We start from the raw sequence: 12,905 nt of genomic DNA, 5'->3' as shown, positions 1-12,905 counted from the left end.
AAAATACTTGCAGGTGCGTGTCCCCCTTTCGGCCGCGACAACGCGAGCTGCAACATGGCCGGCGGGGCGCGGCGCAAACGGGGGTGATTGTAGCGATTGCGTGGAGGATTGACGCGCGCGTCAGAAGCCGCGCAGGAGTTTCAGGTAACCTCGCTCGACCAGGGCGATCGAATCGTGAATGAGGCGGTTTGCTTTGCGGCGGGCGTGCGAATCCTTCCACTCGACCGAACGACGCCGCGCGTGATCGGAAGCTAGCACCTTTGCGGCCACCTCGCGCGGGCCGCCGCCCAGGTCGTGGACGTCGAAGGCGTGAAGGAGCTGGATCAATCGCCGTTTCTGAAAGGACGTCAGCCGTAGAGCCGCCGGCAGAAGAGCGATGCGCTGGCCCCCAAGGCGACGAACGAAGTTTAGCGCCACCTCGAGCCGCAGTTCGCCCATGCTGTCGAGCGGCACGAGCACAGCAGGACGTCGCGCAGCCTGCTCGTCTCGCATGAGCAAGTGGAGCTCGCCTGATCCGTCTGTGATCACCAGCTCACGTCCGTCGGCATCGATCCGCTCGATAAGCGGCTCCCCGAGGACGTTACGACCGACCGACGTGGCGATATCGAATCCGGAAGGCGCCGGCTCCAGGATCAGCGTTCCCGGCGATACCTGCGGCAGCCAAATGGTGGGTTCAAGTCCAACGGGAGAGGCGGGGTCATGGGCGACACCGTAACCTCCAACGACGTGCAAGCTCGGAACGGACAGTCTTGGGATCAGCCCCCTCACGCGTGATCTGGCGCTGTGCACGAGCGAAGTCGCGGCGATAGTCAGCGTTGCGGCGAAGGAACTCGAGGGCAAAGCCCGGGCGTTCGAGACGATTCAGGCGTTCAATCGTCTCCGGCGAGCGCCAATACTGCGTGGGCATAGTGTGTCCTCTTGCTTCTTCACGTTCCGCGCTCCCCAGCGAAGGCCACGGCAGGATCAGAAAAGAGGGGCAGGCAAGCTAGACCTCGAAGTTGCATCACGCGTGATCGCAACTTGCGTGACAGGGCAGCTCACTGCATCCGCGGCTCCAATAAATGCTGATATCCGGCGTCCGTCATCCATCGCGCGCGGGCCAGATGGCTGTCATGGACGATCTTGGCGCGATCGGGTTCTCGGGATGGATCAAGGCCAAAGAGCACTTCGACGACCTCACGCCAGTCGGCGCCCTCTTCTTCGGCCATTAACAACCGGACGTAGATTGCAAGATGTTTCTCATCGTAGGCGTTCACGCGATCGGTTTGTGGCGGCCGGTCCTGAAATGGCAGTTCGTTCATTGCAATCATCTCCGTCAGCCTCAAAGCAATGCCGGACATTCATTTGACGGCGGGAACTTCGCAACGTCGCGAAATGTCGCGCGACCTCCACCGTGATGCATAGGCCGCATCACGGTGTGCCCGCAAGCGGCGAACGATGGCTCGCGAGGCACCGGCGCTCTCTAAATCGTGAACCGGCGCTCGCTGAGCGCGCCTGGCACGAAATCGCAACCCGATTCGGCATCCTGCTGACGCCCTCGGCGGTACGTAGTCCGTACCGTCTGCCCCCCCGCGCTGATCGCCAACGTTTCATCATGCATTCGGTTCGGGCTTGAGGCACATCAGCAGCTTCGTTCATTGGGGACTGCCGTGCCGATTGTAGAGAATACTCCGTGGTGAAATACTCTTCAATAGACCTCTCTCATCTCCATGGAGATACGGGAGATTCTGGCGCGCAATTTGAGAAAGCATCGGCAGGCCGCAGGCCTGTCTCAGGAGGAGCTTGCCCATCGCGCCGAAATTGATCGCGGTTACATCAGTTCACTCGAACGCTGCCGGTATGCAGCCAGCATTGACGTTCTCGATCGACTTGCCCGTGAATTAGGGGTCGAAGCAGCGGATCTCTTGCAGAAGAAAGCGCGCGGCACGCTACGCGGAAAGCGGGCCACTTGACGACTTGAGCTGGCAGGACATTGTCGAGCGCATTGGAGGCCAACGAAACGTGTCCAGTCAAACCGTGACCGCCTCGCGCTGCTGACCGGGATCTATTCCGCCGTACCCAACTGCTCCCTTGCCGTTCATTGCAAGCCCGCCCGGCACACCTGGCGGATGGTGATGCCCCGCCCGGACCAGCCGGGCGAGGCATTGTGGATCGGCTCAGTCGCCGTTGCGACGGCTGGGGCGAGACCAGATCAGACTGAAGCCCTCGCCCTCCTCGTCGTCAAAGAGGTTGGCGAAGATCGGAGCGGTGAAGCTCGGATCGTCGAGCTTGAGGCCGAGATAATCGCGGCCCTCGTTGGAGCGCTTGGCCCAGGCGGCGCCGATCTCAACCCGGCCTGCATAGACGCGCTGGCTGGGGCTGTTCTCGCCAGACCGATTGGTCTCGGGGACAATCCGGACGTTTTTGGTCTGGAGCGAGAGGGTCACGATTTCACCGGTGAACTCGTTGTTGCCGGTCTTCTTGAAGGTGCCGATGGTCGCCATGGAAGTTCTCCTTGATCTCTGTTTTCCGAGCCCGCACCTTGCGGCCTCGATGGTGATCGAAGGGCCGGAGGCGATCGACGGCGCACCCCGAAGGGGCTCGACAGCAAAGGAGGACCTTTCTTGTCTCGCGCGAGGAATGACGGCGCAGCCGGCAGGGGAAGAAAGTTGTGACGCCGCTGTTGCGCCTTAGGCGATCGAGGCTTCAGCCGGCCTTCGGCCAGATCAATCCATCAAAGAGGCCGTTCGGTGCGCTCGGCCGGACAGAGCTGATATCGAGGAGAACGTGGCGATTTCGGTCGCACCGAGAGCCCGGCGAATGAGTTCGATGGTGACAGGCGCCCTCTCCTGTCAGCAATGGACGGATTTGGCGTTCGAGATCGCGCCTCGGCGGGGACGGCCCGTTCACATCCGTTGTCGGCCGATATTTGAGAGGTGACGGCTTGGTCCATACCGCCATGAGGGCGTGACGAAGCTGGCCTTGTGGAGATTGCTCGAGCTTCGACGCGCGCATTTGACTCGGCGATGAAAACCGAGAGCGTTCCGTACATCTGATCCAATCCCGTCCGCCGACGTGAAGCTACAATGCCCCCTGCCATTACCCGGCAGGTCCGGCGGTCATTCCAGTGATCCGGATGAACGCCGTGATGCTGACGGCAATGGCGCCCACGACTGGAAAGATCGCCTGCCAGATCGGTGCAGGCACCGCCATCAGCGCAATTCCGTGGGTGGCGCTGTAACCGGCGACAGTGGCGGGCGCGACGTAGAGGACGACGATCAGCAGCCGGAGCCAGGTCCACGGCACATAGGCGAGCGCAAGCTGGCCGATGCCGAAAGTCGCGCCGCCTGCGACGAGGCCTAAGACAATGCAGCCGACCACCCCGGCGCCGGTATGAAAGGCCCAGACGACGGTCGTGAGGCCGACGAAAAACGGGAGCGCAAAGACAGCAAGGGTGAACAGCAGCCAGCAAAAGAAGCCAATGCCGGTGATGACGAGCAGCGGTCCGAAGATGATCATAGCGGTGGGCTCCGTGAGATAGAGGTCTGACGGTCGCGCCTTCCACCACCACCACGGCGCATGCCCGAGTATAGCGGAGACGACTGTGATCGCGAGCGGAAATCCTGTGGGATTTCCGCCGCCCGACCTCCACGATGCTCGGGTCCTTCATCATTGGAACGGGTCGAATTCTTACCTATGCGCAGGTGGGCACAACCATGACCACAGGAGATGACAGAAGTCGTCCACTTCGATCACGTTGCACGCCAGAATAGTTTATCCGCCAGAGCGATGAATGAGAGAACGAATTGTTTGTGGGTCGCCGACCGCCGCTCCCACAGTTTGCAGTTTTTGGATGAGCTGGCGTGTCGGCGCAGGCCCTGATACTGCCATGTACCAATGCAACTAGTGCTTGAACCTCTTGGAGAGATTGTTATGGCAGAATCCCCTCAAATCGTCCTTACGCCGTTCTTCCGCCCTCGCGATGAGGACGCTGAGGAGCAACAGATGTACGTGGCGGGATTCGTCGATGAGGAGGATGAGGCGTGGGGTACGTTGATCCCACTGGAGGCGGAGATGGTTGAGCAAGCCGTTATGAGGCATCAGACAATCGGGGTTTGGTGCAACTCCGACGGCCGCATCCAGCCGCAGCCCGACAGCGACGGACTATTTGAACACCTGCTCGAGAAAGGTCAATTGAAGGAGACGCCTCTCGACGAACTGGTTGCCGAGGCTATCGAAGAAGGCAGGAATGAATCCAATGATGAGATTCTCGACATGTTCGAGACTCTGCATGAGCGGCTGGTGCGCGCCACGAGCGCAGTCGCTGACGAGATTGCGCGGCGCAGGCGATGAAACGGAGGCGCGGGAGCGCTGAATGGGCGGAGAATCTGGGCTGCGTTTGATACCTAGCAGCGCCAAGGTATTCCCACCATCGAGGACCGGGCAGGACGGCTTCAATCCTCATCAGATTGATCACGTGTCGCGGCGGCTCGCGCCGGCTTCATTTGGATCGAGCGTCAGCCCCAACTGATGGGGGTATACGGAATTCGACGGCGCTTCAGTTCTTCCTCAAGGCGCAGCGCTTCTCGTTTCGCAGTCTCGCCCAACAGACGATGTTTGCTGCCTAGGCGCAGATCGGCCGCAACTTGCTGCCGAATATTTTCGTAGAGTTTATGGACGCTTGCGTCACTTAAATCCTGGATGGCCATCGATATCTTCTCAAAGACATTCATGGAGTAAAATGGAGTCGCAGATCTGATCCGCGGCTCCCCCGGGAAATAACTTAATAAGACCCAATGTAGTCCAGCCCCGGTACCGACGCCAGATTGCCTCCTCTATTGAGATTTGTGGAGCATCAACGACGCTTGCGGTTGCGAAAGCAATATTAACGTTGCTTATTCACCACACCAGCTCAGCCCGGCCACTTAGACTACCGGACGCCCTCAGACCGCCTTGGACGGCAAAGTTGCTGTCTTTCGGTCTGGCTTCACTGTTTAGTCGGTCGTGCATTTCCTTGCTGGCCTTGAAGAGCGGAAGCGCTTCTTGTCGACTTGCACGAGCGCGTCCGTTCGCGGATTTCTGCTGATGCGCGCCGGCCGTTGCTTGGCAGAAAACACTCCGAATCCTCGAAGCTCAACCCGATCACGGCGCGAGCGCAGCGACGATCTCGCCCAGGATTGCATTTACAATGTTCTCGACGTCACGCTGATAAAGGCGCGGATTTCGACCGGCGATACGCTCAACGAGTTCCGACCTTATCATTGGCAATGGCGTCCACGGAATTTGCGGGTGATCATTCCTCGACACCTTCGTCGAAACAGCGCAGGATGCGATCCATGGCCACTTGCCTTTGCGGGCCGTGGCGGTCACGGCCTTCTCCTTGCCGATGCGCCCAGAGAGCCGTCCATAAAACCCGCCGAGCGGTGTCTGTACGACCGACGGTCACGGCGGCACGCGTGGAGAAGCGCCGCCCCCCGGCCGCCTGATCGGCGCGTTCGGGACGAGAGCATTCGGCCGCCGGAGACCTTGTTGATCGGCGCCAGTCGCAGCGTTGTTAAAGGAAACTTGGTCGGCTTCGCCGATGAGGAGTTGGGTAAGATGACGCTGGCCCACGCTCGTTCTTGGCATTCTCATCAGCGAGGTCCATTTCTTGTTGCCGTTCTGACGATCAATGCCTTCGGATGGGACATGGAAGGACGATCTGCTCATGTTTGGCTCTAGCAGGATCGAAGCCCAGTGACTCGATAGCTCGAGCACGTCGGCGAGCCTCGTCATGTATCCTTCTCCTCAATCAACAATGTCGATGGGTGTGGTAAAAATGAGAGCCGCACAGAGGTCCGCAAGGCCCTCAGTCCGGCCAATTACGCGGGGATCGAACCCGCGCGAGTGATGCATCGTCGCGTCGAGAAAGAAATCTGCCTACAATTGAATACCGTCCGAGTTCAGCGTAGGAACGTCTTTCTACAAAAGAAATTGGCGGTTAGTTGAGAAATGTCACGCCCAACCGTCGCCCGTCACGCCAGATGACGGAACAATAAAAATTACGTCCAACGCTCGGAATGCGCAGACCGAAAGCGGCTGGCATAAAAGGCGCATCCAAGGTCTGAACGATTGCGGAGGAAGCCGTGAGATGGCGCACCTTACAGCGCATCGGAGAACCATCAATAACGATCTCGGCTATGCGAATACCCCTGTTTCGGCGCTCTTTCGTCACGTCTCTCATCTCTCCCGCTCGAGGGCGCGGGAGATGTGATTGGCGATTTCGGTCTCAATTTGGCTGGATCATGATTTCATTGTCAGGCCGCGAGCTTTTGCTCCATCGCCAACCAACGCCTCAAAGTGAAAATCCTGCGCTACCAAGGCCTTGCGCTCGCTGGACTTGCCGTCGTCCACCCGTTCGCCGCCGCAATCTGGCGCGTGGTCAGGCCGTCCAGGCTCCCCTCCAGTACCGCCAAGTGCTCCCCTGCGCAGCAGCAACGCGAGTCGCGTCCATGTCGGCGATGGTTGTGTCAATCGGCCTTTTAATTGCGGATTGATGCCAATTCTCTTTTTGAAGCCATTCGGCAAGACGATAGCGCTCGACCCCTTGGAGCGGGTTGAGGTTGCGGAGACGGGGCGAGCGCGACTGGTAGATCGATAGCCAGCTCGTAGTCCTGGACCGATTAGCCATTACCTACTCGCCTCAGCTGCGCGCCGCTGGGGTCATGGTCCTTTCCGAAGGTCGCAAGCGCCTCATGATGATGTCCGGATCGGGTGCCTCATCGTTTGCAATGGCGTGCGGGCGAGCCCCCACAGCCGATTGACCGAGGTCACCACGACCACCGCCCAGCGGGACATCGCCGGGCCCGGCGAACCGGGTCAGGAACTTGCAAAATAATGTCAGGCCGGCGCGTGGCCTCAGTGGAACGGCGTGCCATAGACCCAAATGCCGTGGAGGATCACAGCGATCTTGCGCGCAATGGCGACCTTTGCTTTTTTCATACCGACCCGCTTCGCGATTCCCCAGGCCTTGAGGGAACACCATTGCTTGGTCCGATAGAGAAGGACGGTCGCTGCCTTAAACAGGGTAGATTTGGAGAACTCAATCGCCCCATCGAGATATCTTGCCACTAGTGTCAGTTTCACCAGATTGGTTGCGCAGAGGTGTGAGGCCGAGATAGGCACTGACTGTCGAGGCCGATCGCAGGGGCGGGTCATCGATCGTATGGCGGAAGGTCACGGCAGTCACCAGGCCAACACCAGGAACCGTCATTAGGCGAGGCGTCGTCTCGTCAGACTTCCCAGATCGGCGGACCTCCTCGTCGAATTTGATCTGCTGCTGGCAGATATGCTCATGAATTGACAGGAGTGGCTCGATCATGTTGAGGAGTCGATGATCTTCGCCCGATAACTCCCCGAGCTGGTTAAGAACTGTTGGCCAATCGCGCAAGGGAATAGCAACCCACATTTCTTCATCAGACTGGGGTCCTGGTTCTCGATATCCGGCGCATGGACACAAGGCGAATTGCGCGACAAGTATCGCTCGAACATTGTGGCTCTCCTCGCTCTGGATTTTGAATTCTCGATACCACCCAACCCGCCCCCAGTTCGGCAAGGCCCCGAGCATCATTCCGATCGCTCTTGTTCATGCGACCGACAGTGCTGCGTGTGCATGCCTTGCTCGATGCAAACGATGGGGACTTCAACCCTACGAAGCTCGTGAGAAAGCCAGCTTGCCATCGCGCCCGTCTCGAAGCCAGTACCATCCGCCAATGGCGCAGGTTGGGAAGCAGCTTGGACAGATCGCCGGGATCAGACTTGGCCTTTCCTTCAAAGATCACTCGACCAGTCTCGTTGACACGCAAACAGAAGTCTCTCTTTGCGAGACATCCAGGCCGTATTGCCTCATGACAGCTCCTCCGAATCTTGGTTACGAGAGCTCGACAAGAACGGAGCTTTCGTGGCCGCGAGTGCTGACGCAATAACGTCATCGTTTGCAAATTTGACCCTGTAGTGCCTCACCTGAGGATCCTACTTTCGCTTGGCAGACGTAGCTCGGACTGGCAGGATCGAAGGGACTGGGACCCTCGCGAAGTGCCCGTCACACGCAGCGGCGGCTTCAGTCCCGGGATCACCGGCCAGTGGCGCACCAGCCGTGCGCTGGATGATCGTCTCGGCTGCTTTGCGTCTGAGCGATCGCAACAAACGCTGCACGATGGTGTGCTGCGGCGGATGGAACTGATCAGGACGTTGTTCAGGGAGGCGACCGAGAAGCGCCCGCGCGGTCAGGCGAGGTTCGCCCGTGAGCCGGCGCTCGATGTCGGCGAGGTGCGATCGAGCATCGATGGCATTCTCATCCGCTTTTTGTATGGCTTGCGCATGAGCCGATGGAGGACGCCCTGCTCCCCAAGATGCACTTCATTGCCGAGCTGCTTTGCGAACACTGCTGCGTTCGTTGACGGAGCGACGCCGTCTACGAACTCGTCGCCTGCGTGTGTCCTCATCGGCTTCGCGGGCGTCCTCCGAAACGACTGAGAAGTACGACAGCCCAGGGGGCGTGGAGCAGGAGAAAGGCTCTTCGAGAGCATCCATCTATTCAATCGGTCGAAGCCGTGCAGCATGCGTTTCGTGTCCGGTCCTGGACACGCCGCCTGTTACAAAACTAACCGATCTTGTTGCTGAGACAACATGGCGATCGAAAGCCGCAGCGAATGCGCATTGCATCAGTTGGCTTAGATCCTGCAAACCACAATCGCCGCGGAAGCGAGCCACCAACGCCAGCCATTGAGTTGCCGTTGCAAGTTTTGGCGCGCGTTTTGTGTATGTGAGGTGAAATGCGACCCCAACTTCTTTTTTGCTGCGTCACAACAGCTGCGCTCGTTGCAGGCGGTGCCGTCAATTCGGCCGATCTTAAGCCGGCAGTAAAGGCCCCACCCGCCGTCTGGAGGTGGACCGGAGGATATATCGGTGGGCACGTCGGCGGGGGCTACGGGCAAACATCATTCAGCGATTCCTATGGCAAGTCGCTCTATGGGGACGTTGTCCAAACCCCTGTGTTCCTGGCGGGAGGTCAGATCGGCTACAACTGGCAGAGCGAACGCTGGGTTTTCGGCGTTGAACTGGATGCTAGTCGCGCTGCCTCAGACGGTACAAACACCTGTCTTGCAGCCTCCAGCTCTATCATCAGCGCAAACTGCAGCGCCGGTCCAAGTGTGTTTGCTACCGGAACGGGTCGCCTTGGGTATGCGTTCGGCCCGCATGGCCAAACACTTGTTTATCTCAAGGGGGGCTTGGCCTGGCAGCGCAATATCGGCGTTGTCGCCAACAACAACGAATTCGCTAGCCGCACTAACCCATCTGGCCTGGCGCCACAGACCTCCACCCGTTTCGACGATGGTCGTGTCGGTGGCACCATCGGCGTAGGCGTCGAGCAAGCACTCACGAATGCATGGTCCTTGAGCCTTGAGTACGAATATCTGAAGTTCAACGGATCAAGTGTTGCGACTCCTCCGACCCTGCAATATCCGCCGCCGGCAACCGTCCCCGCCAACACCACCGGCCTGTCCAGCAGCTATCACATCGGAAAACTTGGACTGAACTACCATTTTGACGCACTCGCACAGACGCCAGGATGGCGAGATACGCCGCCATACGCAACGAAGCCGACCGTCAGCGCCTCGCCCAGTGGCCTTGCTGACGGGTGGTCGCTGGAAGGCGGCACACGGCTGTGGTTGAGCCGGGGGAGGTTTCAATGGGATGTCGGGAGTACTGATCTTATATCAAGGCTCACCTATCATGGGCTGGACGGGATTTCCGGTGAGTTGTTCGAGCGGCTGGACAGCCCTTGGGGAATCTTTCTGAAGGGCAATATCGGAGTTGGGCGCTTCAACAACGGAAAAGTGAACGATGAAGATTGGGGCGTGGACGTCGCTTATCAAAACACAATATCGGGTCAGGCCAACGGAAGGTTCACGTACTACACCGCCGATGCCGGCTACGATTTTCTGCGCGGCAGCACCTACAAGGTTGGTGGGTTTATGGGCTGGAGCTACTACGGCCAGAAGTCTGACACGATAGGCTGCGTTCAGATCGCCTCGCCCTACGTTCCATGTCTGGCGCGAGGCGATAAAAGGATTGTGGGCAGCCAAGACACTGATTGGAATGCGCTGCGCATCGGCCTTAGTGCTGAGACCATGTTGCTTGATCGTTGGCGCATGAGTGCCGATGTTGCTTACCTGCCGTGGACGGATTTCCAGGGGCGCGACAACCATCTGCTGCGCCCGTTCACGACCTTCTTCGATCAACGCGGGAGTGGTGGCGGTGGCGTGCAGGTCGAGGCAGTTTTATCCTACTTCATCACCAAGAACTTCAGCGTCGGCGTCGGTGGTCGTTATTGGGCCATGTGGACTCCTAACCAGCGAAAGCAACTCATAACCATAGCCGAGGAAGCCGGCCGCTATCCTGTTACTCACGGCTCCTTTCCCGGGGACTATCGCATGGAGCGGTGGGGCACGTTCTTCCAGGCCTCCTACAAATTTGACTGAACTGTTCGCTCCAGCTCCGTCCGCTCGACGTTGATCTAGAATCAAACGTCGAGCGTGCGAAGATCCGATAATTGCTATGGCTGCCTACAACGGCATCCTGGATCATCCCGTTCAGCATGGAATCTGCGCGCGCAATTTACGATTGCGCCATTTTGGTTGGACCGAGGTGTTTAGTCCCGGCATTTGCTGGAGCGGGTCGAGCTTGAATCGTTGTGGCTGGGAAGTCCATTTGCAGATGTATTCGTAGGGTGTGAGGCCCTTCAGGGTCTTCAGCCGTCGATCGTGGTTGTCGGCGGTGATGAAGTCGGCAAGATGAGTTTCGAGCTGAACGTGTCATCGTAATGGTAGCGTTGGACGGCCGCGTCCCTTGATCGTGCGGTTCATGCGCTCGACCTGGGCATTGGTCCAGGGATGCTTAACCTTGGTCAGGCGATCTTCGATCGCGTTTTCCTGGAATCGCATATCGAACTTATGCGTCACATAGCTTGCCGTCTGGCCGTCCGCACAGCGTGGCGGGAAGGCGAACCTGGATCCCATTGTCGGTGAGCACCGTGTGTGGATCTTGCAGGGCACGGCCGCGATCAGAGCTTCGAAAAAGGTTAAGGCCAAGGTCCTTCCCGTCTTCCTGACCAGCTGGCCGCCACGTCGAGCCATTGAGGGCCGCGGCCACAATCATCGAAATCGAAAAATGTGACACGCTCGTCCTCGATCCGCATGTACATCGGCCTGACATCGCCATGACAAGCCCGTTGGGCCAATCGACTCGTTTGCACCCAAGCATCCAGTGATTTGCTGATTTCGTCTGCAACACGTGGGCATCTCTCGGCGATCATCGCGAGTGTTTCCTTGTCTCTTGCCTCGCTCAGAAACTCCCTGTTCGGCGCAAGATTCGTAAGCCCGGTCTGTCGGTGCAAATGGGACAGGGCAACACCGGCGCGGTACAATCGGCCGGTGTTGTAGCCAGCTCACGCCCGACGGCAGGGGCGAAGGCGCCAAGAAGGCGCTTGGTGCCGTCAGGCAATTCAGCCCCTCACGGTCACTACGAGGCCGAGAGACGTCGAGCGCGGGCGGCAACGTAGGCGGAAATAGCTCGCTCGACAGCCGCTCGTAGTTCCCGTTCCATGTCCACCTGTCCCATCGCCGAGGCGCCGCTCGGATATCACGAACACAACGCCTCGTCCTGCGACGTCCGGCGTGTGACGAGCAGAGCAGATATGCGACGGCACGGAACTCTGGTCGCAGGAGCAGGTTTGAACGGCGCAATGCCCTGTGGCGCTCAACTTGAGCCCTGCCCGCTTCGCCCGAACTTCCAAACCGGGATTCCAAGTGTCTTCGCTTTGTCGGCAAGATTGTCCTGAATGCCCGTGCCCGGGAAGTGCATGACCCCGATCGGCAGTTCAAGCAGCATTGCATCGTTGCGCTTGAACGGCGCGGCCTTGGCGTGCTTCGTCCAGTCGGGCTTGAAGGCGATCTGCGGGACCTTGCGGTTGTCGGCCCACTTGGCGGCGATCAGTTCGGCGCCCTTGGGCGATCCGCCGTGCAGCAGGGCCATATCCGGATGTTTGGCGTGCGCTTGGTCGAGCTTGGCCCAGATCAGCCGGTGGTCGTTGAAGTCCAGTCCACCGGTGAGTGCCACCTTTGGCCCTGCGGGCATAAGCACCTGGCTGTCGGCGCGCTTCTTTGCAGCCAGGAAATCGCGGCTGTCAATCATTGCGGATGTCAGATTACGGTGGTTGACCTTCGACCCGTTGCGCGGCCGCCAGCTCGAGTGGGTGTGGCATTCGAACTCGTCGGCGGCCTGGTCGCGCATCAGCTCGAAGGCGCCTCGTCGCTCGATCAGCGTCTGCCCTTCTGCCGTCAGTCGCTCCAGCTCGACGGATTTGATCTCGCTGCCGTCCTGCTCGCGCTGCGACCGCTGCTGCGCCAGCTCGTTGTCGTCGAGTTCGCGCTCGATCCGGTCGATGGCACGGTGGAAGACGTTCACCGTCGACCAGAGCAGGTCCTCGAGGTCGGGTTCAAGGCGGGTGTCGGACAACGCCAGCAAGAGGGCGTCGAAGATATCGGAGATGCTGCCGACGAGGATTTGTGCTTCGGGAAGCGGCCGGGGATCGGGCTCGTCCTGGAAAGGCCGGTAGCCATGGAGTTGGAGTTCCTGGAGAACCTGGTCGGTTGGGGATGAGTTTTGCTGCGGCTCGAAATCGTCGTCGTGGTCGGTGGTCATTGCGGCTTTCCTTCGTCGGATTGGCCGCGCCCATCGCGGCCTTCATGGCGACGAAGGCGGCGGGCGGAACGGACTTGCACCCGCAGCGAAGCGAAGGGCCGAAGCGGAGCGGAGGACCGAAGGAGGCCGACTATTTTGCCTCGCGATGTAAAGGCGGCTCCGCCGCCGACGGAAAATAGTCG

General features: G+C 59.4%; 15 protein-coding genes and 3 pseudogenes. 5 read left to right on the top strand and 13 right to left on the bottom strand.

Going from position 1 to position 12,905, the window contains the following annotated elements:
* Positions 1 to 120: 120 nt before the first annotated feature.
* From IVB50_RS00160 to IVB50_RS00150, 3 genes are all read right to left on the bottom strand, one after another.
* Complete coding sequence (locus IVB50_RS00160; protein ID WP_247293524.1) at positions 121 to 768, bottom strand: DUF2285 domain-containing protein; 648 nt, start codon at positions 766 to 768, stop codon at positions 121 to 123.
* Positions 698 to 907 carry a DUF6499 domain-containing protein gene (locus IVB50_RS00155; RefSeq protein WP_083926468.1) on the bottom strand — a complete coding sequence of 70 codons (210 nt, stop codon included), beginning with the start codon at positions 905 to 907 and terminating at the stop codon, positions 698 to 700. Before IVB50_RS00155 ends, IVB50_RS00160 begins: the two co-directional genes overlap by 71 nt.
* Before the next feature lie 130 nt (positions 908 to 1,037).
* Positions 1,038 to 1,301 (bottom strand): DUF2285 domain-containing protein, encoded by a 264-nt coding sequence (locus tag IVB50_RS00150; RefSeq protein WP_026233330.1) that lies wholly within the window; start codon positions 1,299 to 1,301, stop codon positions 1,038 to 1,040.
* A 408-nt stretch (positions 1,302 to 1,709) separates the two neighbouring features.
* Here IVB50_RS00150 and IVB50_RS00145 point away from each other — a divergent pair, with 408 nt between their 5' ends.
* Complete coding sequence (locus IVB50_RS00145) at positions 1,710 to 1,952, top strand: helix-turn-helix transcriptional regulator (protein WP_247293522.1); 243 nt, start codon at positions 1,710 to 1,712, stop codon at positions 1,950 to 1,952.
* A gap of 204 nt (positions 1,953 to 2,156) precedes the next feature.
* On the opposite strand, the gene IVB50_RS00140 is transcribed toward IVB50_RS00145, so the two are convergent.
* Both IVB50_RS00140 and IVB50_RS00135 read right to left on the bottom strand, forming a co-directional pair.
* Entirely contained in the window at positions 2,157 to 2,483 is a 327-nt protein-coding gene (locus IVB50_RS00140; RefSeq protein ID WP_018457239.1) for a DUF736 domain-containing protein, read from the bottom strand.
* Between the two features lie 595 nt (positions 2,484 to 3,078).
* Positions 3,079 to 3,498 (bottom strand): hypothetical protein, encoded by a 420-nt coding sequence (locus IVB50_RS00135; RefSeq protein ID WP_018457240.1) that lies wholly within the window; start codon positions 3,496 to 3,498, stop codon positions 3,079 to 3,081.
* Positions 3,499 to 3,912: 414 nt separating this feature from the next.
* Here IVB50_RS00135 and IVB50_RS00130 point away from each other — a divergent pair, with 414 nt between their 5' ends.
* Positions 3,913 to 4,332 carry a hypothetical protein gene (locus IVB50_RS00130; RefSeq protein ID WP_018457241.1) on the top strand — a complete coding sequence of 140 codons (420 nt, stop codon included), beginning with the start codon at positions 3,913 to 3,915 and terminating at the stop codon, positions 4,330 to 4,332.
* 164 nt (positions 4,333 to 4,496) lie between these two features.
* On the opposite strand, the gene IVB50_RS00125 is transcribed toward IVB50_RS00130, so the two are convergent.
* From IVB50_RS00125 to IVB50_RS00115, 3 genes and pseudogenes are all read right to left on the bottom strand, one after another.
* The gene (locus IVB50_RS00125; RefSeq protein ID WP_026233331.1) at positions 4,497 to 4,688 is read right to left on the bottom strand and encodes a hypothetical protein; all 192 of its coding nucleotides are present in this window, start codon (positions 4,686 to 4,688) and stop codon (positions 4,497 to 4,499) included.
* A gap of 190 nt (positions 4,689 to 4,878) precedes the next feature.
* Positions 4,879 to 5,241, bottom strand: a pseudogene (locus IVB50_RS00120) (HU family DNA-binding protein).
* An 87-nt stretch (positions 5,242 to 5,328) separates the two neighbouring features.
* Positions 5,329 to 5,534, bottom strand: a pseudogene (locus IVB50_RS00115) (IS110 family transposase); the annotation flags it as partial.
* On the opposite strand from IVB50_RS00115, the gene IVB50_RS00110 reads away from it, so the two are divergent.
* Complete coding sequence (locus tag IVB50_RS00110; protein ID WP_157643002.1) at positions 5,509 to 5,700, top strand: hypothetical protein; 192 nt, start codon at positions 5,509 to 5,511, stop codon at positions 5,698 to 5,700. The pseudogene IVB50_RS00115 and the gene IVB50_RS00110 overlap by 26 nt on opposite strands.
* Positions 5,701 to 6,261: 561 nt before the next feature.
* Here the strand turns inward: IVB50_RS00110 and IVB50_RS00105 are convergent.
* The 3 genes from IVB50_RS00105 to IVB50_RS00095 all read right to left on the bottom strand — a co-directional run bounded on the left by IVB50_RS00105 (position 6,262) and on the right by IVB50_RS00095 (position 7,231).
* Positions 6,262 to 6,546 carry a hypothetical protein gene (locus IVB50_RS00105; RefSeq protein WP_157643003.1) on the bottom strand — a complete coding sequence of 95 codons (285 nt, stop codon included), beginning with the start codon at positions 6,544 to 6,546 and terminating at the stop codon, positions 6,262 to 6,264.
* Positions 6,547 to 6,876: 330 nt separating this feature from the next.
* Positions 6,877 to 7,089 carry a hypothetical protein gene (locus IVB50_RS00100; protein ID WP_245288459.1) on the bottom strand — a complete coding sequence of 71 codons (213 nt, stop codon included), beginning with the start codon at positions 7,087 to 7,089 and terminating at the stop codon, positions 6,877 to 6,879.
* Positions 7,061 to 7,231, bottom strand: coding sequence for a transposase (locus IVB50_RS00095; RefSeq protein WP_245288460.1), 171 nt, complete (start codon positions 7,229 to 7,231; stop codon positions 7,061 to 7,063). The genes IVB50_RS00100 and IVB50_RS00095 overlap by 29 nt, the downstream gene beginning before the upstream one ends.
* Before the next feature lie 821 nt (positions 7,232 to 8,052).
* Between IVB50_RS00095 and IVB50_RS00090 the strand changes: the two genes are divergently transcribed.
* Both IVB50_RS00090 and IVB50_RS00085 read left to right on the top strand, forming a co-directional pair.
* On the top strand, positions 8,053 to 8,493 hold the full coding sequence (locus IVB50_RS00090; protein WP_157643004.1) for a hypothetical protein: 441 nt from the start codon (positions 8,053 to 8,055) through the stop codon (positions 8,491 to 8,493).
* A 299-nt stretch (positions 8,494 to 8,792) separates the two neighbouring features.
* The gene (locus tag IVB50_RS00085; RefSeq protein ID WP_018457246.1) at positions 8,793 to 10,502 is read left to right on the top strand and encodes an outer membrane beta-barrel protein; all 1,710 of its coding nucleotides are present in this window, start codon (positions 8,793 to 8,795) and stop codon (positions 10,500 to 10,502) included.
* A gap of 111 nt (positions 10,503 to 10,613) precedes the next feature.
* On the opposite strand, the pseudogene IVB50_RS00080 reads toward IVB50_RS00085, so the two are convergent.
* Positions 10,614 to 10,952, bottom strand: a pseudogene (locus tag IVB50_RS00080) (integrase core domain-containing protein); the annotation flags it as partial.
* An 826-nt stretch (positions 10,953 to 11,778) separates the two neighbouring features.
* Entirely contained in the window at positions 11,779 to 12,723 is a 945-nt protein-coding gene (locus tag IVB50_RS00075) for a DUF2493 domain-containing protein (protein ID WP_018457247.1), read from the bottom strand.
* Between the last annotated feature and the right edge of the window lie 182 nt (positions 12,724 to 12,905).

This window comes from Bradyrhizobium sp. 87 (assembly GCF_023073015.1).
In the GTDB taxonomy this organism is placed as follows: Bacteria; Pseudomonadota; Alphaproteobacteria; order Rhizobiales; family Xanthobacteraceae; genus Bradyrhizobium; species Bradyrhizobium canariense_D.
The sequence above is the reverse complement of the archived record's forward strand: the minus strand, read 5'-3'. Positions and strand labels throughout refer to the sequence as shown.